20 protein-coding genes are annotated in these 16690 nt (G+C 70.2%); 11 read left to right on the forward strand and 9 right to left on the reverse strand.

Annotated elements, in window-relative coordinates; translation table 11 throughout:
* Positions 1 to 85 precede the first annotated feature (85 nt).
* Both ACFQQC_RS04935 and ACFQQC_RS04940 read left to right on the forward strand, forming a co-directional pair.
* Positions 86 to 1465, forward strand: coding sequence for a methylmalonyl-CoA mutase family protein (locus ACFQQC_RS04935; protein WP_376860245.1), 1380 nt, complete (start codon positions 86 to 88; stop codon positions 1463 to 1465).
* Positions 1462 to 2331, forward strand: coding sequence for a methylmalonyl-CoA mutase family protein (locus ACFQQC_RS04940; protein ID WP_376860247.1), 870 nt, complete (start codon positions 1462 to 1464; stop codon positions 2329 to 2331). Before ACFQQC_RS04935 ends, ACFQQC_RS04940 begins: the two co-directional genes overlap by 4 nt.
* Here the strand turns inward: ACFQQC_RS04940 and ACFQQC_RS04945 are convergent.
* From ACFQQC_RS04945 to ACFQQC_RS04970, 6 genes are all read right to left on the reverse strand, one after another.
* Positions 2319 to 2735, reverse strand: a complete 417-nt coding sequence (locus tag ACFQQC_RS04945; RefSeq protein ID WP_376860249.1) for a DUF6491 family protein — start codon at positions 2733 to 2735, stop codon at positions 2319 to 2321. The two genes, ACFQQC_RS04940 and ACFQQC_RS04945, sit on opposite strands and share 13 nt — an antisense overlap.
* 44 nt (positions 2736 to 2779) lie before the next feature.
* Positions 2780 to 4573 (reverse strand): tRNA (5-methylaminomethyl-2-thiouridine)(34)-methyltransferase MnmD, encoded by a 1794-nt coding sequence (gene mnmD / locus ACFQQC_RS04950; protein ID WP_376860251.1) that lies wholly within the window; start codon positions 4571 to 4573, stop codon positions 2780 to 2782.
* Between the two features lie 36 nt (positions 4574 to 4609).
* A complete protein-coding gene (locus tag ACFQQC_RS04955; RefSeq protein ID WP_376860253.1) occupies positions 4610 to 4924 on the reverse strand; it encodes a hypothetical protein in 315 nt (104 codons plus the stop codon).
* A gap of 128 nt (positions 4925 to 5052) precedes the next feature.
* Entirely contained in the window at positions 5053 to 5331 is a 279-nt protein-coding gene (locus tag ACFQQC_RS04960; RefSeq protein ID WP_376860255.1) for a hypothetical protein, read from the reverse strand.
* 152 nt (positions 5332 to 5483) lie between these two features.
* Entirely contained in the window at positions 5484 to 6350 is an 867-nt protein-coding gene (gene motA, locus ACFQQC_RS04965; protein ID WP_376860257.1) for a flagellar motor stator protein MotA, read from the reverse strand.
* Between the two features lie 98 nt (positions 6351 to 6448).
* Positions 6449 to 8248, reverse strand: a complete 1800-nt coding sequence (locus tag ACFQQC_RS04970) for a long-chain-acyl-CoA synthetase (RefSeq protein WP_376860861.1) — start codon at positions 8246 to 8248, stop codon at positions 6449 to 6451.
* Positions 8249 to 8550: 302 nt separating this feature from the next.
* On the opposite strand from ACFQQC_RS04970, the gene ACFQQC_RS04975 reads away from it, so the two are divergent.
* The 4 genes from ACFQQC_RS04975 to ACFQQC_RS04990 all read left to right on the forward strand — a co-directional run bounded on the left by ACFQQC_RS04975 (position 8551) and on the right by ACFQQC_RS04990 (position 11986).
* Entirely contained in the window at positions 8551 to 9081 is a 531-nt protein-coding gene (locus ACFQQC_RS04975) for a hypothetical protein (RefSeq protein ID WP_376860258.1), read from the forward strand.
* A 122-nt stretch (positions 9082 to 9203) separates the two neighbouring features.
* The gene (locus tag ACFQQC_RS04980; RefSeq protein ID WP_376860260.1) at positions 9204 to 10142 is read left to right on the forward strand and encodes an ABC transporter ATP-binding protein; all 939 of its coding nucleotides are present in this window, start codon (positions 9204 to 9206) and stop codon (positions 10140 to 10142) included.
* Entirely contained in the window at positions 10142 to 10909 is a 768-nt protein-coding gene (locus ACFQQC_RS04985) for an ABC transporter permease (protein WP_376860262.1), read from the forward strand. The genes ACFQQC_RS04980 and ACFQQC_RS04985 overlap by 1 nt, the downstream gene beginning before the upstream one ends.
* Positions 10910 to 10996: 87 nt before the next feature.
* On the forward strand, positions 10997 to 11986 hold the full coding sequence (locus tag ACFQQC_RS04990) for a hypothetical protein (RefSeq protein WP_376860264.1): 990 nt from the start codon (positions 10997 to 10999) through the stop codon (positions 11984 to 11986).
* A 15-nt stretch (positions 11987 to 12001) separates the two neighbouring features.
* Here the strand turns inward: ACFQQC_RS04990 and ACFQQC_RS04995 are convergent, their stop codons facing one another.
* Positions 12002 to 12382, reverse strand: coding sequence for a hypothetical protein (locus ACFQQC_RS04995; RefSeq protein ID WP_376860266.1), 381 nt, complete (start codon positions 12380 to 12382; stop codon positions 12002 to 12004).
* 112 nt (positions 12383 to 12494) lie between these two features.
* On the opposite strand from ACFQQC_RS04995, the gene ACFQQC_RS05000 reads away from it, so the two are divergent.
* The 4 genes from ACFQQC_RS05000 (at position 12495) to ACFQQC_RS05015 (ending at position 13985) form a co-directional block, all read left to right on the forward strand.
* On the forward strand, positions 12495 to 12836 hold the full coding sequence (locus ACFQQC_RS05000) for an ArsR/SmtB family transcription factor (RefSeq protein ID WP_376860268.1): 342 nt from the start codon (positions 12495 to 12497) through the stop codon (positions 12834 to 12836).
* Positions 12836 to 13330: an SRPBCC domain-containing protein gene (locus tag ACFQQC_RS05005; RefSeq protein ID WP_376860270.1), complete on the forward strand. Its 495-nt coding sequence runs from the start codon at positions 12836 to 12838 to the stop codon at positions 13328 to 13330. Before ACFQQC_RS05000 ends, ACFQQC_RS05005 begins: the two co-directional genes overlap by 1 nt.
* Positions 13330 to 13578: a glutathione S-transferase family protein gene (locus tag ACFQQC_RS05010; RefSeq protein WP_376860272.1), complete on the forward strand. Its 249-nt coding sequence runs from the start codon at positions 13330 to 13332 to the stop codon at positions 13576 to 13578. Before ACFQQC_RS05005 ends, ACFQQC_RS05010 begins: the two co-directional genes overlap by 1 nt.
* A gap of 74 nt (positions 13579 to 13652) precedes the next feature.
* Positions 13653 to 13985 (forward strand): glutathione S-transferase family protein, encoded by a 333-nt coding sequence (locus ACFQQC_RS05015; RefSeq protein ID WP_376860274.1) that lies wholly within the window; start codon positions 13653 to 13655, stop codon positions 13983 to 13985.
* On the opposite strand, the gene ACFQQC_RS05020 is transcribed toward ACFQQC_RS05015, so the two are convergent.
* On the reverse strand, positions 13982 to 14452 hold the full coding sequence (locus ACFQQC_RS05020) for a PaaI family thioesterase (RefSeq protein ID WP_376860276.1): 471 nt from the start codon (positions 14450 to 14452) through the stop codon (positions 13982 to 13984). The two genes, ACFQQC_RS05015 and ACFQQC_RS05020, sit on opposite strands and share 4 nt — an antisense overlap.
* 112 nt (positions 14453 to 14564) lie before the next feature.
* Here ACFQQC_RS05020 and ACFQQC_RS05025 point away from each other — a divergent pair, with 112 nt between their 5' ends.
* Positions 14565 to 14903, forward strand: a complete 339-nt coding sequence (locus ACFQQC_RS05025; protein WP_376860278.1) for a zf-TFIIB domain-containing protein — start codon at positions 14565 to 14567, stop codon at positions 14901 to 14903.
* 25 nt (positions 14904 to 14928) lie between these two features.
* Here the strand turns inward: ACFQQC_RS05025 and ACFQQC_RS05030 are convergent, their stop codons facing one another.
* Positions 14929 to 16644, reverse strand: coding sequence for a hypothetical protein (locus tag ACFQQC_RS05030; protein ID WP_376860280.1), 1716 nt, complete (start codon positions 16642 to 16644; stop codon positions 14929 to 14931).
* Positions 16645 to 16690 lie beyond the last annotated feature (46 nt).

A 16690-nucleotide genomic window follows, 5' to 3' on the forward strand; every position in this document is an offset into this window, starting at 1 on the left:
TCTGGTCAGTCTGGACTGTGTTTTTTCCGAACGGGTTCCAGCCCCGGACTCGACCGGGTGCGCGCAGGGAGGCAATGGAGACGACATGAGCTTCCCGACCCCGTCCCCCGCTGAATGGAAAGCCCTCGCCGAAGCGGCGCTGGACGGCAAGTCATTGGAAAGTCTCGTTCATCTGGATGCGGACAATCTGATCGTGCGCCCGCTTTACGCCGGCGCCACCGGGGTGGAGACCGTCATCGCCCCGCGCCCCGAGCGCACCGATGGTGAGCCCTGGGATCTTCGCGCCCTGGTCGAGGGCGACGACGCCGAGACGGTCAACCGCGCGGTGCTGGAGGATCTGGGCGGGGGCGCGACCTCGGTGGTGCTGGCGGGCGGGGTGCTGGCCGACAGCGACCCGCTACGTGTCGCCCTGCAGGAGGTGGCGCTGGACCGGATCGGGATCGGGCTCGACGCCGGGCTGGATGGGCCCGACGCGGCCAACGCCCTCGCCGTGGCGGCCAAGGGCTGGCCGGCCGCCCGGCTGATGTTCCACATGGACCCGATCTCGGCCTTCGCGGAGACCGGTGCGGCCTCCCGGTCGATCGGTGAGCACCTGACGCTGGCGGCCAACACCGCGGCGCGCCATGCGGGCGCCTATCCGGAGGCGACCTTCTTCCTGGCGTCGGGCCGGGTGGTGCATGAGGCGGGGGGCTCCAGCGCCCAGGAACTGGCCTTCGCCGCCGCCAACGCCGTGGCGCTGATCCGGGCGGGGCTGGACGCGGGCATGACCGCCGCGGCGGCGGTGGAGGGCGTGGTCTTGTCCGTCGCCGTCGATCACGCCCATTTCGACGGCATCGCCAAACTCAGGGCCCTGCGTCTGATGTGGCGCACCCTCTCGCGGGCGTTTGGCCATGAGGTTCCGGCCCGGATCGAGGCGCGGTCGTCCCGTCGCATGCTGGCGGCCCGTGATCCCTGGCCCAATCTGCCGCGCCTGACGGCGGCGGCCTTCGCCGGAGCGGTCGGCGGGGCCGACGCCATCCTGCTGGACGGCTTCACCCGCGCGGCCGGCCTGCCCGACGTCTTCGCCCGACGGCAGGCGGTCGAGGCGCAACGGACCCTCCGGCAGACGGGGCAGGTCGCCGATCCCGCCTTCGGCAGCTGGTATCTGGATCACCGCACCCGCGAGCTGGCCGAGGCCGCCTGGGCCGAGTTCCAGATCATCGAGGCCGAAGGCGGACTGGTCGAGGCCCTGCACGGCGACCTGATCCAGTCCCGCGTCACCCGGGCCCGCGCCCTGCTGGAGCGGGCGGTCCGACTGGGCGCCCAATCGGTCGTCGGCGCGACCGATCTGGTCGATCCTTCGCCGCTGCCCGTCGTCGTGTCGCCGCCGCCGGAACGCGCGCCGTTGGAAGGCGGAGACGCCTGCGCGCCGCTGGCCCCGATCCGGCTGGCCACCCCCGCAGAGAACCGGAAGGTCGCCCGATGAGCCTGCCGAAATTCTCCACCCTGCCGCTCGACCTGTCGCCGCTTCCGGGCGCGGCGCCGTCGTACGATCTGCCGTCCTTCATCCACGGCCTGCCCGGCATCGCGCCCTATCACCGGGGGACGGAGCCGGTGGTCAACGCCGCCCGCCCGTGGATCATCCGCGAGTCCGCCGCGCCCCTGGCCGGTGAAACACTCATCACCCTGTCCGTGGACGACGTCCTTCCCGCCCTCCTGCCCGCGGGCGCGGGGCCGGTGCTGATCAGCGGGGTGGCGCTCCGGGCGGCGGGCGCCTCGCTTGATCTCGAACTGGCCTGGACCCTCTGCGCCGCGCTTGACGCCCTCAAGGCCAGCTCCGGGACGGATCCGGACCGGAGCGCCGCGCGCCTGTCTGTCGTCTGGGCGATCGGGGCCGACTATTTCCCGGAAGTCGCCCGCCTGCGCGCCGCTCGTCTGCTGTGGGCGGAGGCGGTCGCGGCGCTGGGCGCGAAGGATCCGCGATCCCTGGCGCTGAAGGTGCACGGCGTGGCGCCGGCATCCTCCGTCAGTCGGGCCACGCTCGCGGCGATGGCGGCGGGAAGCGGTCAGGTCGGCGCCCTGCACCTTGCGGCATGCACGGACGCGACCGGCCGAATGCCGGCGACCCTGCAACAGATCGCGCAGCGGGAACTGGGCCTGAACCGCGTGCTCGATCCGTGGGGCGGTAGCCGCTACCTCGAAGGCCTGACGGAGGCGCTGATCACGCGCGCGCGGGCGCACATGGCCGAGGTCGCCGCGGCAGGCGGTCTGGCGGAGGCGACGGGGTCAGGCCTGCTCCGCCGCCGCCTCAGAGAAGCGACGGAACAGGACCGGGCGGATCAGGGGCGGTGAGCCTGTGGCAGGGCGGCGATCTGCTCGTCCGTCAGCTGGCGAACGATACGAACGCGGCAGACGTCCGCCGGCGTGGCGGCGTCGGGCACGATGATCCGGGCGCCGTCGTTGGTGCAGAGTCGGGTGCCGCCCACGCCGCCGATGTCCGGCGCGATGCCCAGTCGGATGGCGTAATCGATGTCCCGGCAGCCGCCCGTGGTGGCCAGCTCGAACACATCGTTCCGCCCCACGCGCAGGAAGATCTGACCGGTGTTCCCCTGCCGGAAATTGTTGACCTGCTGGACCAGGAAGCATTGTCGCGGGCTGTCGGCGGAGGCCGACGCCTCGATCCCGGTGGTAGGGGCGCAGGAGGCGGTCAGCAGGGCGGCGGCGAGGCCGAGCGAAGTCACGATGGATGCACGCATTGTCTGTCCTTCTGAGCAACCCCGGTAAGGTGACGGTCGAGCAATCACGTCAACGGTGCAAGTGGTTTCTGCGCCGCAGCCCGGGCGGGATTGACGCGGGCGGCGAGGGCGCCGGCCAGGGGGGAGGGCCTTCCGGTCGCCAGCGCCGCGACATGCTCCGCCAGCAGGGGAGAGGCGCAGAACCCGCGCGAGCCCATCCCGCCGAGGATGTAGAGGCCGCCCCCGATCTCTCCGGCCAGCGGCAGGCGATCCGGCGTCGTCGCCCGCACCGCAACGCGGCTGGCGGATGGCCCGGCTGCCACGATCCGCGCGGCCAGTGCGGGCAGGCGCGCGGCGACGGTCGTCAGGTTCCGCCCGGCGGCTTCGGGCGTCACCTCGGGCGCGGTGACGCCCCGGTCGTGGGTCGCCCCGAAAAGCAGGCCCTCGCCGGTCGGAACCGCATAGCCGCCCCAGGCGGTCGGCCGCGCGTCAACGCCGTCGACCGTCTCCGCCTGTCCCGCGACGGGGGCCAGGGCGATCTCCGGCGACAGGGCCGCATTGCCCCAGCCCGCGGCCAGCACCACCACATCGGTCTCCAGCAGGGTCTGGCCGTCCGACGTGGTCAACCGCCATCCGTCATCCCGTCGCTCCAGTCCGCCCACGGTTCCGCGGATCACCTCGACGCCGTCCAGCCATTGCTCCAGGACCTTGGCGGGCCGGATCGCCATGGCGTCGGCCATCCACAGCCCGCCGGTCTCGACGGGTTCGCCCAGCCGTTCGGCGCAGGCGGCGGCGTCCAGCGGGACCATGGCGCCCTCGGGCCACAGATCCTGCGCCGCGACCTTGGCGTGGCGAGCCGCATCGCGCGGAGCCTGTTCCAGCTGCAGGACGCCCTTCGCCAGCACGGCGCCCGGCGTCGCGCCGTACAGGACGCCGGCTCGCTCCAGCGCCGAGGCATAGAGGGCGGCGATGCCCCGGTCTCCGGCGTCCAGTCGGGGAGTCACCAGGGAGGCGGCGAAGCCCGAGGCGCCCGCGCCGGGCCGATCCGCTTCAATCACCGTCGGCGTTATTCCCAGCGCGGCGAAAGCCCGGGCGAGCGAAGCGCCCGCGATCCCGGCGCCGACGATGGCGACGCGGGGCGGGGCGGGGTCCGGACGCTCTCCCGGCAGGCGCGCCTCGAGCCGTTCCCGCTTGAGCCCGTGGCCCGGCATCTTGGCGACGGTGAAGCCGCGCCCGGACAGGCCGCGCCGAACCACGCCCGCGACGGTGAAGGTGGCGACCCGCGCGCCGGGGGCGGAGCGGGCGGCGATCAGGTCCATCACGGCGTCCGACCACATGCCGGGGTTGGTCGAGGGCGCGAACCCATCCAGGAACCAGGCGTCCGCCTGTCCCGACCACTGCTCCAGCACCTCCTCGACGCCGCCGATCATGAGGTCGAGGGTGGCGTGGAAGCCGGGCAGGTCCATCCGGTGCAGGCCGGGCGTCGGCGCGGGCCATGCGACCAGCAGGGCCTGAACCGCATCCGCGATCTCCGGCCAGGCCGACAGGGCGCGCGCGGCCTCGTCCCGGGTCAGGGGGAAGCCCTCCACCGAGGCGATGTGCAGATGACCGCCGGCGGGACGGGTTCGACGCCAGAGGTCCAGCAGGGCGGCGATGTTCAGCCCGGTTCCGAACCCCAGCTCGGCCACGGTGAAGGACCGTCGGCCCGCCCAGGCTTCCGGCAGGCCGCAACCGGTCAGGAAGACCGCGCGGGTCTCGGCCAGCCCGTCCTCGCGCGAGAAATAGACGTCGCCGAACCGTCCGGACTGCGGCGCGCCGTCATCGGTCCACAGCAGTCTGGGCGAGCGATCGTCGGTCATGCCCCGCACCTACACGGGCAGGCACGGCGGCGGAAGCTAGTGGGCGGGCGCCGCGTGGGCTTCGGGCGCAGCGGGCGCATGGGCGGGATCGGCCGGCGCGTCCGTCGTTGCAGGGGGCGGGGTTGTCTCGCCGGCAGGGGCGGGCGCCGGCTGGGCGTCCGCCGGGATGTCCTGACCGCCGGCCGCAGCGGCGGCTTCGGCGGCGGCTTCTTCCAGGGTCAGGATCGAGGTGTCCGCCTCACCGTGCGGCGTCGCCTCGTGCGCCGGCGCCTCGACGGCCTCCTCCTTCTTGCCGCACGCGGCCAGCGTCAGGGCGGCGAGAGCGGCGACGATCAGGGCGTTCAGGCGCATCGGGCGTCCCTTGTGAAAGGCCGGAGGTCCAAGCCCGACTAGGCTGCTTCGCGCCCATGAAAAAGGGCCGCCCGTCAGGACGGCCCTTCGGATGGCCCGCGACTGCGCCGTGGGCCGGTCGTGTCGCCTTAGTGGGCGGGCGCCGGGGCCGGAGCCGGGGCCGGGGTTTCCGTGGCCGGCGGCGTGGTGGCCTCGGCGGTCGCGGCGGTCGTCGCAGCGGCAGCCTGGTCGGCGGCGGTCTGGGCGTCGGCGGCGGCTTCCGTGGCCGTGTTGGCGGCGTCAGCGGCGGTGCCGGCGGCGGCGGCGGCGTCTTGCGACGCGTCGGCGGCCTTCTCTTCGGCAGCCGGCTGGCAGGCGGCCAGCGCCAGGGCGGCGGCGGAAGCGGCGATCAGAGCAGTGATGCGCATGGTTTCAGTCCTTTCAGAAGGTTCGCGGGGTGTTGAGTCCCCACGACCCCGAGCTAAGGCCAAGCCGAAGCTCGGCGCAAGTCAAAAACTCACGCGTTCGTGACCGTTGGTAACATAGCCGGGAGCGCCGAAAGCTTGGCCTTGGGCGGCGATTACTCGGTCGGGGCGGCCGACAGGGTCTCTTCCATCTCGGCGAAGGACGGCTGGGCCACCGAGGGGACATCACCCCGGCCGATCTCGACCGAGATCTGGGCGGCGTTGCCGTGCAGGTGGGCGACCAGGACCGACTGGATGATCTTGTAGTAGGCCGCTTCCTCGTCGATGATCTCCTTCAGGCGCGCGGCCATCGGGCCGACGAGGCCATAGGCCAGGAACACGCCCAGGAAGGTGCCGACCAGCGCGCCGCCGATCATGCCGCCCAGAACTTCCGGCGGCTCGGTAATGGCGGCCATGGTCTTGATCACGCCCAGCACGGCCGCGACGATGCCCAGCGCCGGCAGGGCGTCGGCCATGTTCTGCATGGCGTGGGCCGGGGCCAGCGCCTCGTGGTGGTGCTTCTCGAGCTGCTTCTCCATGGCGTCCTCGATCTGGTGAGGATCCTCCAGGTTCATCGTCATCATCCGCAGGGTGTCGCAGATGAAGTCGGTGGCGAAGTGGTCCTTCAGGACCTTGGGAAACTTCTGGAAGATGGTGCTCTCGGCCGGCTTTTCGATGTGGCTTTCCAGGGCGATGACGCCCTTGGACTTCATCGTCTTGGTCAGCAGGAACAGCAGGCTGAGCAGATCCTTGTAGTCCTGCTTCTTCCACTTCGGCCCGGCGAAGATGCGGCCGAAACCGCCGGCCACGCCCTTCAGGGTGGCGGCCGAATTGGACATGACCAGCGCCGCGATCGCCGCGCCGCCGATCATCATCATTTCATAGGGCAGGGAGTGGAGGATCACCCCCATCTTGCCGCCGGCGATGGTGTAGCCGCCGAAGACCATGCCGAAGAGCAGCACGATGCCGATGATCTGGAACATGGACGGCGGAAATCCTGGACGCGGGAGAGGGCCGCACCATCGCCGTTAATGATTAACCGGCGATTGCCGAACCGCTCCGCATTTATGCGGTGACAGGATCAGAGACGGGTTTCGCCGTTCAGGATGGCCGCGCGGGCCGCCTGCGTCAGCTTGGTGTAGCCGCTCTTGCCGCCGCGGACGTAGAGGGCGCCCTCGACCTTGTCCGGATCGAAGCCGTCGGCGACCAGATCGACCTTGCGATACTTGAAGGTGCCGGTGGTTTCGGCGGACTTGATCAGGCGCACGAAGGCCGGGCGGGCGTAGGAGGGCAGCTCCTGATCAACCCATTCGGCGAAGGTCTTGGCCGAGAACCGGCCGTCGACGACCAGGGCGACCATGCCGGCCTTCCCTTCCTGACCCGGCACGGGGACGCCGTAGGCCACGACCTCCGAAATGCCCGGCGCCTCGGCCAGCCGCTGCTCGACCTCGGCGGTCGAGACGTTCTCGCCCTTCCAGCGATAGGTGTCGCCGATCCGGTCGATGAAATAGAGGTAGCCCTCCGAGTCCTGCTTCATCAGGTCGCCGGTGCGGAACCAGCGGTCGCCCTTGGTGAAGACGTCGCGCAGGATCTTCTTCTCGGACGCGGCCTTGTCGGCATAGCCGGAGAAGGCGTGGCGGGTGTCGTCGCCGATCTGGCCGATCGCTTCGCCGACCTCGCCCGGTTTCGCCAGCTGGCACAGGCCGTCCGGCCCGCGCACCGGCAGTTCGGTGTCGATGTCGAAGCGGACCAGCTTGCAGTTGATCTGCTTCTTCAGGAAGCTGGGGATGCGGCCGATGGCTCCCGCCTTGCCGTCGAAATTGAACAGCGAGACATTGCCTTCGGTCGAGCCGTAGAACTCCATGATTTTCGGCACGGCGAACCGCTTCTGGAAGTCTTCCCAGACATCGGGACGCAGGCCGTTGCCGAAGGCCAGCCGCAGCTTGTGGTCGCGCTCGTCCGGGCTTTCCGGGCAGTTGACCAGATAGCGGCACAGCTCGCCGATATAGACGAACAGGGTCGCGCCCGAGGCCTTCACGTCCGGCCAGAAGCTGGTGGCCGAGAACCGCTTGCGCAGCACCAGCTTGCCGCCGTTGAGCAGGGCCGGGCCGATGCCCACCAGACCGCCGGTGGAGTGGTAGAGCGGCAGGACGTTGAAGGTGACGTCCTTGTCGGTCCCGGCCGTCGCGCCGGCGAAGGCGCGCATGTAGGTGCGGGCGCGGGCGTGGGTGATCTTGGCCGCCTTGGGCAGGCCGGTGGTGCCCGAGGTGAAGATGTACAGGGCGGTGTCGCGGTTGGTCAGGCCCGAGCGGATCGAGCGGGCCGGGCGCACCGAGGAGCCGCTGCGGACCGGCTTGTCCAGACCGCGGCGCTCGTCGGCCTCGTCGGCCTCGGCCAGGCCCAGGACCCACAGCATCATGTTGCGGTCGACCAGGCCCCGCGCATCCTCGATCTTCTGCCAGCAGTCCTCGTCGGTGACGACCTGCGAGGCGTTGGAGATGGTCAGGCAGTGGGCCAGGGCATGGCCGGTCAGGTTGGTGTTGATCAGCGCCGTGCCGACCCCGACCTTGGCGAAGCCCATCCAGGCGGCGATGTATTCGACGCGGTTCTGCATCACCAGGGCGACGGTGTCGCCACGCTTCAGTCGGCGGCTGACCGCCCAGTGGCCGAAGCGGTTGGCCATGGCGTCGAGGTCGCGATAGCTGATCGCCCGGTGGTCGTCCTGGATGGCGATGTGGTCGGGGAATTTGTCGACGGCCTCTTCCCAGTCGTCACAGACCAGATCGGGGCTGTCCATGGTGATCGGCTTGATGCGTCCGAGCAGCAGGCGCAGGCCCTTAACGAACCGCAAGTCACGTCGGATGTTCGCTACCAGACCCATAGTCACGTCCACTCGTCAGAAGCCTCCAACGGTGATGAACAAGCGCACCCGCCGGGTCAACCGGCGGGGGAATCCTGATCGCGTTTTTGGCTTTCCGAGAAGGATTTGCGAGCGATTTGCGGAGGGGCGTGGCGCCGTTGGCGCGGTGACGCAAGGTCACGTCACGGCCGTGTGACCGCCGCCTTCCGGCGCCGCTTGCGCCTCAACTGTGTCGGGAACGGTGTTTCTTCGGGACATTTGGCCGGTTCGCGGAACCGTGATCGACACGCCGGGTTTTCGACCCCTCGCAAAGGAGGACCAACATGTCCGTGACCTATACCGATGACCGCGCCGAGATGCGCGAAGAGGCCTTCGTTCCCGTCTATGCCCGCTCGAAGACGCGGGCCCGCAAGAAGGGCGGCGTCCGCACCTGGATGATCCTCGCGCCGGTCGGTGTCGTTCTGGTCGGCGGCGCCGCTGCGGCGATGATGCTGGGCGGCGAGGAGCCCGCCGCACCGCTGGCCGAGCCCGCCGCGACCGCGCCGGTGCTGCCGGTCACGCCCGCGCCGCTTGAAGCCGCGCCTCCGGTCGAGACCGCGCCGGCTCCCGTCGTTCGTGAAGCGGCTCCGACCCCCGCCCCGGCGCCCGCGCGCCGCACCGCGCCGCGCGCCGCCGCTCCGGCGGCCGAGCCCGCCCCCGCTCCGGCGGCTCCGCGCGTGACCGTGCCGGAATCGTCGCCGACGACCTCGACGCTGAATACCGCCCCGGCGGCTCCGGTCGTCACGCCCGCGACCCCGGCTCCGGCGACCCCGGCCGCCCCGCCGCCGGTGATCGTGGTCGAGCCGGCGGGCTGATCAACCTGTAACCGTGAAGGCCCCGTCGGCAGCGCCGTCGGGGCTTTCGCACGTCCGGAGGCCAGCGCCCCTTGAGCGATTGCGGCGTTCGCCCATATGTCCGCTTCGGATAGGGGGACCGCATGCAGCCGGCCATTGTCATCGAGGGTCTGACCAAGACCTACAAATCGGGGCTGCAGGCCCTGAAGCCCGTCGATCTGACCATCGGCAAGGGCGAGATCTTCGCCCTGCTGGGGCCGAACGGGGCCGGCAAGACAACCCTGATCTCCATCCTGTGCGGGATCGTCACCGCCAGCGGCGGCACGGCCCTGGCCGACGGCCATGACATCCGCAAGGACTACCGCAAGGCCCGCACGGCCATCGGACTGGTGCCGCAGGAGCTGACGACCGACGCCTTCGAAACCGTGCTGGCGACGGTGACCCTGAGCCGGGGCCTGTTCGGCAAGGCGCCGAACGCGGCCTATATTGAGCAGATCCTTCGCGACCTCAGCCTGTGGGACAAGAAGGACGCCAAGATCATGACCCTGTCCGGCGGCATGAAGCGCCGGGTGATGATCGCCAAGGCCCTGAGCCATGAGCCGGACATCCTGTTCCTCGACGAGCCGACGGCGGGCGTCGATGTCGAACTGCGCAAGGACATGTGGGCCATGGTCCGCAAGCTGCGCGAACAGGGCGTCACTATCATCCTGACCACCCACTACATCGAGGAGGCCGAGGAGATGGCCGATCGGGTGGGGGTGATCCTGAAGGGGCAGTTGATCCTCGTGGAGGAAAAGACCGCCCTGATGAAGAAGCTGGGCAAGAAGACGCTGACCCTGCAGCTGCAGGAGCCGCTGGCGGCGGTTCCGGCTGATCTGGCCGATCTGAAGATCGCGCTGAAGAACGAGGGCGCGGAACTGGAATACGTCTTCGACGCCAACGCCGACGAAACCGGGGTGCCCCAGTTGCTGCGGCGGCTCGAGGCCTCGGGCGTCGGGTTCAAGGACCTGTCGACGCGTCAGAGCTCGCTGGAAGACATCTTCGTGGACTTGGTCCACCAATCGCGGTCGGAGGCGGCGTGATGGCGTTCAACGGTTACGGCGTCTGGGCCATCTATCGCTTCGAGATGGCGCGTGCCCTGCGCACCCTCTGGCAGTCGATCATCACGCCGGTGGTGACGACGGCCCTGTATTTCGTCGTCTTCGGCACGGCCATCGGCGGTCGCATCGAGGAGGTGTTCGGCGTGCCCTACGGCGCCTTCATCGTGCCCGGCCTGATGATGCTGAGCCTGTTCACCAACTCCATCTTCAATGGCTCCTTCGGGATCTATTTCCCCAAATTCACCGGCACCATCTACGAACTGCTGTCGGCGCCGATCTCGCCGTTCGAGACGGTGCTGGCCTATGTCGGCGCGGCGGCGACCAAGTCGGTCATCCTGGGCCTGATCATCCTGGCCACGGCCTCCTTCTTCGTGCCGCTGCAGATCCTGCACCCGGTCTGGATGCTGGCCTTCCTGGTGCTGATCTCGGCGACCTTCAGCCTGTTCGGCTTCATCATCGGCATCTGGGCCCAGAGCTTCGAGCAGCTGAACTTCATTCCGATGCTGATCGTGACGCCGCTGACCTTCCTCGGCGGCGCCTTCTATCCGACGATCTGGCTGCCGGACGGCTGGCGGGCGGTGAGCCTGTTCAATCCCGTGGTCTATCTGATCTCGGGCTTCCGCTGGGCCTTCTTCGGGGTGGGTGACGTATCTATCGGCATCAGCCTTGCGGCGACGGCGGGCTTCTTCCTGACCTGCCTGGCGATCGTCTTCTGGATGTTCCGCACCGGCTATCGCCTCAAGAACTAGGCTGTCACGAAAGCGGCCAGATCGGTCGTCACCTTCGGGCCGAGTTTGCGTTCAGGAGAGGCGCGCCGTCACGGCGCGGGAGGCTGCATGACCGACGAGAAGACCCCGACGGCGAACAACACGCCGGTGAACGGCCAGCCGCAGCCGGAGCCCTTCCGGCGCGCCGCCGTGACCTGGGGCCGTCCGCCGGCGACCGTCTTCCGGGCCGGCGGGCTTCCGTCTTCCGTGGCTCCGACCCGTCCGGCTCCGGCGCCCGCGCCGGCCACGCCCCCGCTCGCGCCCCGGTCATCGGGCATCCTGAGCGGATCGATGATCCCGCGCGCCGCGCCGCAAGCGGCTCCGCAGCGGTCCTTCGCGCCGGTCCAGCCCCAGCCCGCCGCCGATCCGGACGCCCCGCGCCGGGTCGTGCCCGATCCCTCGCTGTTCGCCGATGAGCCGGACCTGACCGTCCGTCCGCTCCCGGAACCGGAGCCGGTCGTGGAGGCGCCGGTCGCCGCCGCCGCAGCGCCGGAGCCGGACGTCACCGTCCTGCCGGATGTGGTGGTCGTCGCACCGCGCCGCGAGGCCGCCGTGGCCCGCTCCGCCGGCTCCGGCCGCCTGCCGCTTTACGCCGGCGCGGCGGTCGCGGTTCTGGCCGTCGCCCTTGGGGGCTGGTGGTTCCTGAGCCGGGAGTCCGCGACGCCCCCGCCTGCGTCCGCCCCCGCGCCCGCCTCTGTGGCTCCAGCGACGCCCGCCACTCTGGCCCTGCCGGTTGACGCTCCCGTCGCCGCGCCGGTCGAGGCGCAGCCCGAAGCGGTTACGGCCCCGGAAACGCCCGCTCCGGCCCCGGCGCCGGTGACCAGCCCGCCGCCCGCCCGTTCCGCATCGCCGGCGTCCGCGACGCCTGCGCCGGTCCAGCCGCGACCGACCCCGGCCCCGGCGACGGCCCAGCCTGCGCCGGTCCAGGCTCCGCCTCCGGTGGTGATCACGGCGCCCCCCATCGCCCAGCAGCCGGCTGCGCCGCCGCCGACGGCGGCCGAGCGTCCTTCGGCCGATCCGGACGCGCCGATCACGACCCGGCCCCAGCCGCTGGATTGACCCGGCCGTTCGGCGTCAGCGCAGGGTGATGTAGCCCCGCTCCACCATCCGGCGCAGACCCTCATAGACCTCGGCCAGTTCTTCGTAGGCATTGCGCGCGGCCGTCAGTCGGGCGACCTGATCCACCGTGGATGGGGCGCCGGATTCCGACTGGCGCAACCCCTCGGACACCCATTTGGCGCGGGCCGTGGCGGTCAGCACCGCGAGCCGCTGGAAGGTCGAGGCGTCCAGCCCGCCGGGCGCCATCTGGGCCAGCACCTCGCGGTTGGCGATGAAGGCGGCATAGTCGATCTGCTCCAGCAGGCCGCGCAGCCGTCGCTGCTCCTGCGGATCGATGTCCTGCGGCTCGAAATGGTCCCGTTGCCGGCGATAGCTGCCGGTCTGCATGGTCGACATCGCGTCTCTCCCAACACGATTTTTGAAAAGCCTGCGCCGCGTCGATTAACGGCGCGTTGCCACGGCGCCCGGCGCCGCTTGCCAGATCGTGGTCGGATTGATACTTAAGTGAATGCTTCAGTATCAGGAACCGCTCGATCTCGCCTTCCAGGCCCTGTCGGATCCGACCCGGCGGCGCATGGTCGAGCGTCTGTCGGCGGGGCCGGTCTCGGTCAGCCAACTGGCCGAACCCCTGCCGATGTCGATGTCGGCGGTGATGCAGCATCTGAAGATTCTGGAGGCGGCGGGGCTGGTTCGCTCGGAGAAGGTCGGCCGCGTCCGCACCTGTCGGGTCGAGCCCGAGGCCCTGACCGCCGCCGAGCGCTGGCTGAACGCACGGCGTCTGTCGGTCGAACGCAGCCTCGACCGGCTGGGCGCCTTTCTGGACGAGACCAAGCCCGAGGAGGAGATGTGATGACCGCCGAGACCCCGATTGTCGCCCACGGGACCTTTGTCCTGAAACGCCGCTATGACGCCGCCGCCGAACGGGTGTTCCGCGCCTGGGCGGACCCGGTCGCCTTCCGCAAATGGTTCGTCGAGGCGCCCGGCGCGACTATCCATGACTGGGTCCACGACTTCCGGGTCGGCGGCGTCGGCGGCGGCCGATATCGCTTTGGCGGACCGGAGAATGACACCGGCTTCAATGACACCCTCTTCCTCGACATCGTGGAGAACCGGCGGATCATCCTCAGCTACGTCATGGGAACCGAGGTCGGGGGCGAGCGGTCGCGGATCTCGGCCTCGCTGGCGACCATCGAACTGGTCCCGGACGGGGCGGGCACGGCCCTGACCTACACCGAGCAGGGCGCCTACTTCGGCGCGGATGGCGCCGCCCACATCCCGCTGCGTGAGGAAGGCTGCGCCGAGATGCTGGAGAACCTCGCCCGCCTGCTGAAGGAAACCGCCTGATGTCCCTGACCGTCTGGTCCCACCCCTATTCCGCCTACGGTCAGAAGACCGCCATCGCCCTGTACGAACTGGACCTGCCATTCGAACTCAAACTGGTCGACGGTTCGCCCGAGGCGATGGAAGGGTTCCTGGCGGTCTCGCCCTTCGCCAAGATGCCGACCCTGATCGATACGACGGCGGCCCGGACGGTGATCGAGTCCAGCATCGTCATCGAATATCTGGACCGGCTGCGGGCGGCGGACGCCTGATCCCCGATGATCCTGAAGCGGCGCTGGAGGCGCGTTTCATCGATCGCGTCCTCGACACCTATGTCGGCGGCAATATGAACCGGATCGTGTTCAACCGGCTGGGCCGGGCGGGCACGCCGAACGAGACGGCCATGGCGCAGGATGCGGCCGAGCTCGCCGTCGCCTGGGATCTGCTGGAAGCCCGGCTGGCGGACGGCCGGACCTGGGGCGCGGGCGAGACCTTCACCCTGGCCGACTGCGCGGCGGCGCCGCTGATGACCTATGCCCGGCGGCTGGTTCCGTTCGGCGACCGGCCCCGGCTGCGGGCCTGGCATGGGCGGCTGATGGCCCGTCCGTCCTTCGTGCGCGCGCTGGAAGACGCGGCGCCCTTCGGCAACCTGATGCCGGCCCCGCTGCCTGAGGACTAGCCGCGCGGCTGCAGCACCATGATCGTCGACTGGCCATGGGCCAGCAGCCGGCCCGTGCTGTCCCTGATCGTCGCCTCGGCGGTGATGATCTGGCGGCCGACATTGATGACCCGGCCCTCGCAGACGACCTTGCCGGTGTCGGCGGTGATCGGGCGGGTGAAATTGGTCTGGGTCGAGATCGAGGTGTAGCCGACGCCCGCGGGCAGGGTGGAATGGGCCGCGCAGCCCGTGGCGCTGTCGATCAGGGTCAGGGCCCAGCCGCCGTGCACCATGCCCTGCGGGTTCAGGATGTGCGGGCCGGTGACGCCCTCGAAGATCGCCACGCCGTCGCCGACCTCGATCAGGCTGAAGGACATGGTCTCGCCGATGGTGGCGGGCGGGATGCGGCCGTCGATGACGGCTTGCAGCAACTCACGGCCGGGCATGCGGCCCATGGCCTCGGCGGTCGATCTGGGGAGGTCGGTCATGGCGTGACTGTGGGGAGTGTCGGGGCCGCTCGCAAGCGCGCGACGGATCGCCGCGCGGGGTTGGCGAGTTCCGCTACGGAACGTAGCTGTGAGGAAACGCGAGGAGTTTCGCATGCCCCTTCTGATGTGCCCCAACGACAACGCCGCCATGCAGACGCTGGAGCGCGGCGGCGTCCAGTTCGACATGTGCCCGACCTGTCGGGGCGTGTGGCTGGACCGCGGCGAACTGGAAAAGCTGATGGACTCGGCGACGGCTGAAGGCCGCGCCTCGGCGCCGCAGGCCGCGCCGCCGCCCCCGCCGCAGCACCAGCCGCAACCCCATTACCCGCCGCAGCAGGCCCAGCCGCCGTGGGGCGGTCAGCCGGGCTACCGCGACGACCGCTACCGTCGCGACGACGAGTACCGGTACAAGAAGAAGAAACGCGACAGCATCTTCGACATCTTCGACTGAGGCCGCGTCGAGTCGAAAGAATGTCTCAGGCGGCCAGCCCGGCCGCCTTCATCAGCGTCCTGAGCGGCGCCAGGGTCTCGGGCGCGGCGGCGAGGGCGGCGCGGGAGTCCGGTGCGCGGAACAGCTTCAGGGCCTCGGCCTTGGCGCGATCCGCCGCCGGCCCCATCGGCGCGGTCTCGCCTGCCGCCATTCGTAACAGGGCCGCCAGTTTCTGCGGCGCGGGCGCGGGGGATCGGGCCAGAAGGGTGACGATCCGGGCCTCGCCTTCCACCGTCGCGCCGACGGCGCCGATGGCGGCGGTGATGTCGCCCTCATCCTTCTCCGACAGGCCGGACGCGCGCGCCGCACGTTGCAGGCCGGCCAGCACGCCCAGCTTCTGCGCCGCCGTCTGGCCGCCGGTCTGGCGCATCTCTGATTCAAACCGCAGCGAACTCACGCAGGCCGAGAGCCAGCGGGCGGCGGAACGCTTGTTGGCCACGCCGGTGACGTTCTCGCACAGCCGGGTCAGGGCTTCGGCTTCGCACAGGACCGTGCGGCAGGACTTCACATAGGTCGCCACGAAGTCCGCCGTGACCAGGGCCTTGGACCGCTCATTGAAGGCGTTCTGGACCTCCTCCAGCGTCAGCAGTCGTCCGGCCGTGGCGGTCAGCCCGGTGGCGAGGGCGCGCAGGATGTCGATCTCTCCAGCGGGGTCGCCGGGCCGAAGACGGCGCGGGCTCATCAGTTCACGCAGGACCATGCGGGCGAGGGCGGCGGACAGCAGGGGAAATTCGCCGGCCTCGATGCGTTCGCCCAGCCGGGCGGCGGGGCCTTCGACCGCCGGGATCTGCAGCGCCAGCCGTGGATCGAGCTGGACCAGCAGCCCCACCTCCTTCGAGGCCACCATGCGCACCACGGCGGCCATCGCGGCGCCCTGATCCAGCGAGGGACCGAGGATGTCGGTGAGGCCGCCGCGCGAGCCCAGCATCTCGCAGAGAATCTGTTCGATCGGCACCAGCACCATCGCACGGGCCTGTCCGTCCAGCGGGGCCCTGTCGGCCAGGTCCATCAGCCGGGCGAGGCGCGACCGCCCGTCCTTCAGCCCGATCAGGGCCCGGGCGATGACGCCGCCCATGATGAAGGCCCGCTCGGACTGTCCGTCCAGCCGATGGGCGAGGTCAGCGAGGGAATGATGCTCCAGGCTGGGGAACCGATCCTTGCGCCCGGCGGTGACCAGACGCTCGATGGTGGCGTCCGCCAGTCGCTGGTAGTGGCGCATCAGGTCATGCAGCGGCACGCCGTCGGCCTGGGATTCGGGCACGGCGACCTTCTGGATCGCGTGCTGAAGCTCGACGCCCGAGGCGTCCAGCCGCTCCGCCAGATCAGGGCGGTGCAGCAGTTCGAAGGCGGTCGCCGACTGTCGCTGCAGCCACTCCTCCAGCACCCGCCCCATCTGTTCGCGCGCCATCGGGGCGTAGAGATCATAGGGGGTGGCGCAGCGCGGTCCCGCGTCTTCCTCGGCCATGACCCGGCGCGTCTTGACCTCGGGAACCCCCTTGGTGAGCAGGGTGAGGCTGTTGAACTCCATGGTGTCGGGGTCCAGCGTCTCCTTGGTCACCCGCACGGCGGCCGCATAGCCGTCCCGCAGCAGATCCTCCGCCGTGTCCATGGCGTGAGCGCGATGCTCGGTCGCGATCTCCAGCGCCCAGGACGATGGCGCCGTCCGGCGGATGTAGACTTCGTAGTGGACGGGGCCGGCCATGGTACGCTCGTGTAATTCCTCCGCATCATGGCCCGCAGGCTTTAAG

Origin of the sequence: Brevundimonas sp. GCM10030266 (genome assembly GCF_042666595.1) — a bacterium.
GTDB lineage: Bacteria > Pseudomonadota > Alphaproteobacteria > Caulobacterales > Caulobacteraceae > Brevundimonas.

What these genes read in the sequence shown, in the direction of transcription:
- ACFQQC_RS04960 (WP_376860255.1), bottom strand. Translation starts at nt 5,331, where the DNA reads ATGCGCATCACTGCTCTGATCGCCGCTTCCGCCGCCGCCCTGGCGCTG.
- ACFQQC_RS04980 (WP_376860260.1), top strand. Translation starts at nt 9,204, where the DNA reads ATGCAGCCGGCCATTGTCATCGAGGGTCTGACCAAGACCTACAAATCG.
- ACFQQC_RS04955 (WP_376860253.1), bottom strand. Translation starts at nt 4,924, where the DNA reads ATGCGCCTGAACGCCCTGATCGTCGCCGCTCTCGCCGCCCTGACGCTG.
- ACFQQC_RS05030 (WP_376860280.1), bottom strand. Translation starts at nt 16,644, where the DNA reads ATGGCCGGCCCCGTCCACTACGAAGTCTACATCCGCCGGACGGCGCCA.
- ACFQQC_RS04945 (WP_376860249.1), bottom strand. Translation starts at nt 2,735, where the DNA reads ATGCGTGCATCCATCGTGACTTCGCTCGGCCTCGCCGCCGCCCTGCTG.
- ACFQQC_RS04995 (WP_376860266.1), bottom strand. Translation starts at nt 12,382, where the DNA reads ATGTCGACCATGCAGACCGGCAGCTATCGCCGGCAACGGGACCATTTC.
- ACFQQC_RS04940 (WP_376860247.1), top strand. Translation starts at nt 1,462, where the DNA reads ATGAGCCTGCCGAAATTCTCCACCCTGCCGCTCGACCTGTCGCCGCTT.
- ACFQQC_RS05005 (WP_376860270.1), top strand. Translation starts at nt 12,836, where the DNA reads ATGACCGCCGAGACCCCGATTGTCGCCCACGGGACCTTTGTCCTGAAA.
- ACFQQC_RS04935 (WP_376860245.1), top strand. Translation starts at nt 86, where the DNA reads ATGAGCTTCCCGACCCCGTCCCCCGCTGAATGGAAAGCCCTCGCCGAA.
- ACFQQC_RS04970 (WP_376860861.1), bottom strand. Translation starts at nt 8,248, where the DNA reads ATGGGTCTGGTAGCGAACATCCGACGTGACTTGCGGTTCGTTAAGGGC.
- ACFQQC_RS04985 (WP_376860262.1), top strand. Translation starts at nt 10,142, where the DNA reads ATGGCGTTCAACGGTTACGGCGTCTGGGCCATCTATCGCTTCGAGATG.
- ACFQQC_RS05010 (WP_376860272.1), top strand. Translation starts at nt 13,330, where the DNA reads ATGTCCCTGACCGTCTGGTCCCACCCCTATTCCGCCTACGGTCAGAAG.
- mnmD (WP_376860251.1), bottom strand. Translation starts at nt 4,573, where the DNA reads ATGACCGACGATCGCTCGCCCAGACTGCTGTGGACCGATGACGGCGCG.
- ACFQQC_RS05020 (WP_376860276.1), bottom strand. Translation starts at nt 14,452, where the DNA reads ATGACCGACCTCCCCAGATCGACCGCCGAGGCCATGGGCCGCATGCCC.
- ACFQQC_RS05000 (WP_376860268.1), top strand. Translation starts at nt 12,495, where the DNA reads ATGCTTCAGTATCAGGAACCGCTCGATCTCGCCTTCCAGGCCCTGTCG.
- ACFQQC_RS05025 (WP_376860278.1), top strand. Translation starts at nt 14,565, where the DNA reads ATGCCCCTTCTGATGTGCCCCAACGACAACGCCGCCATGCAGACGCTG.
- ACFQQC_RS04975 (WP_376860258.1), top strand. Translation starts at nt 8,551, where the DNA reads ATGTCCGTGACCTATACCGATGACCGCGCCGAGATGCGCGAAGAGGCC.
- ACFQQC_RS04990 (WP_376860264.1), top strand. Translation starts at nt 10,997, where the DNA reads ATGACCGACGAGAAGACCCCGACGGCGAACAACACGCCGGTGAACGGC.
- ACFQQC_RS05015 (WP_376860274.1), top strand. Translation starts at nt 13,653, where the DNA reads ATGAACCGGATCGTGTTCAACCGGCTGGGCCGGGCGGGCACGCCGAAC.
- motA (WP_376860257.1), bottom strand. Translation starts at nt 6,350, where the DNA reads ATGTTCCAGATCATCGGCATCGTGCTGCTCTTCGGCATGGTCTTCGGC.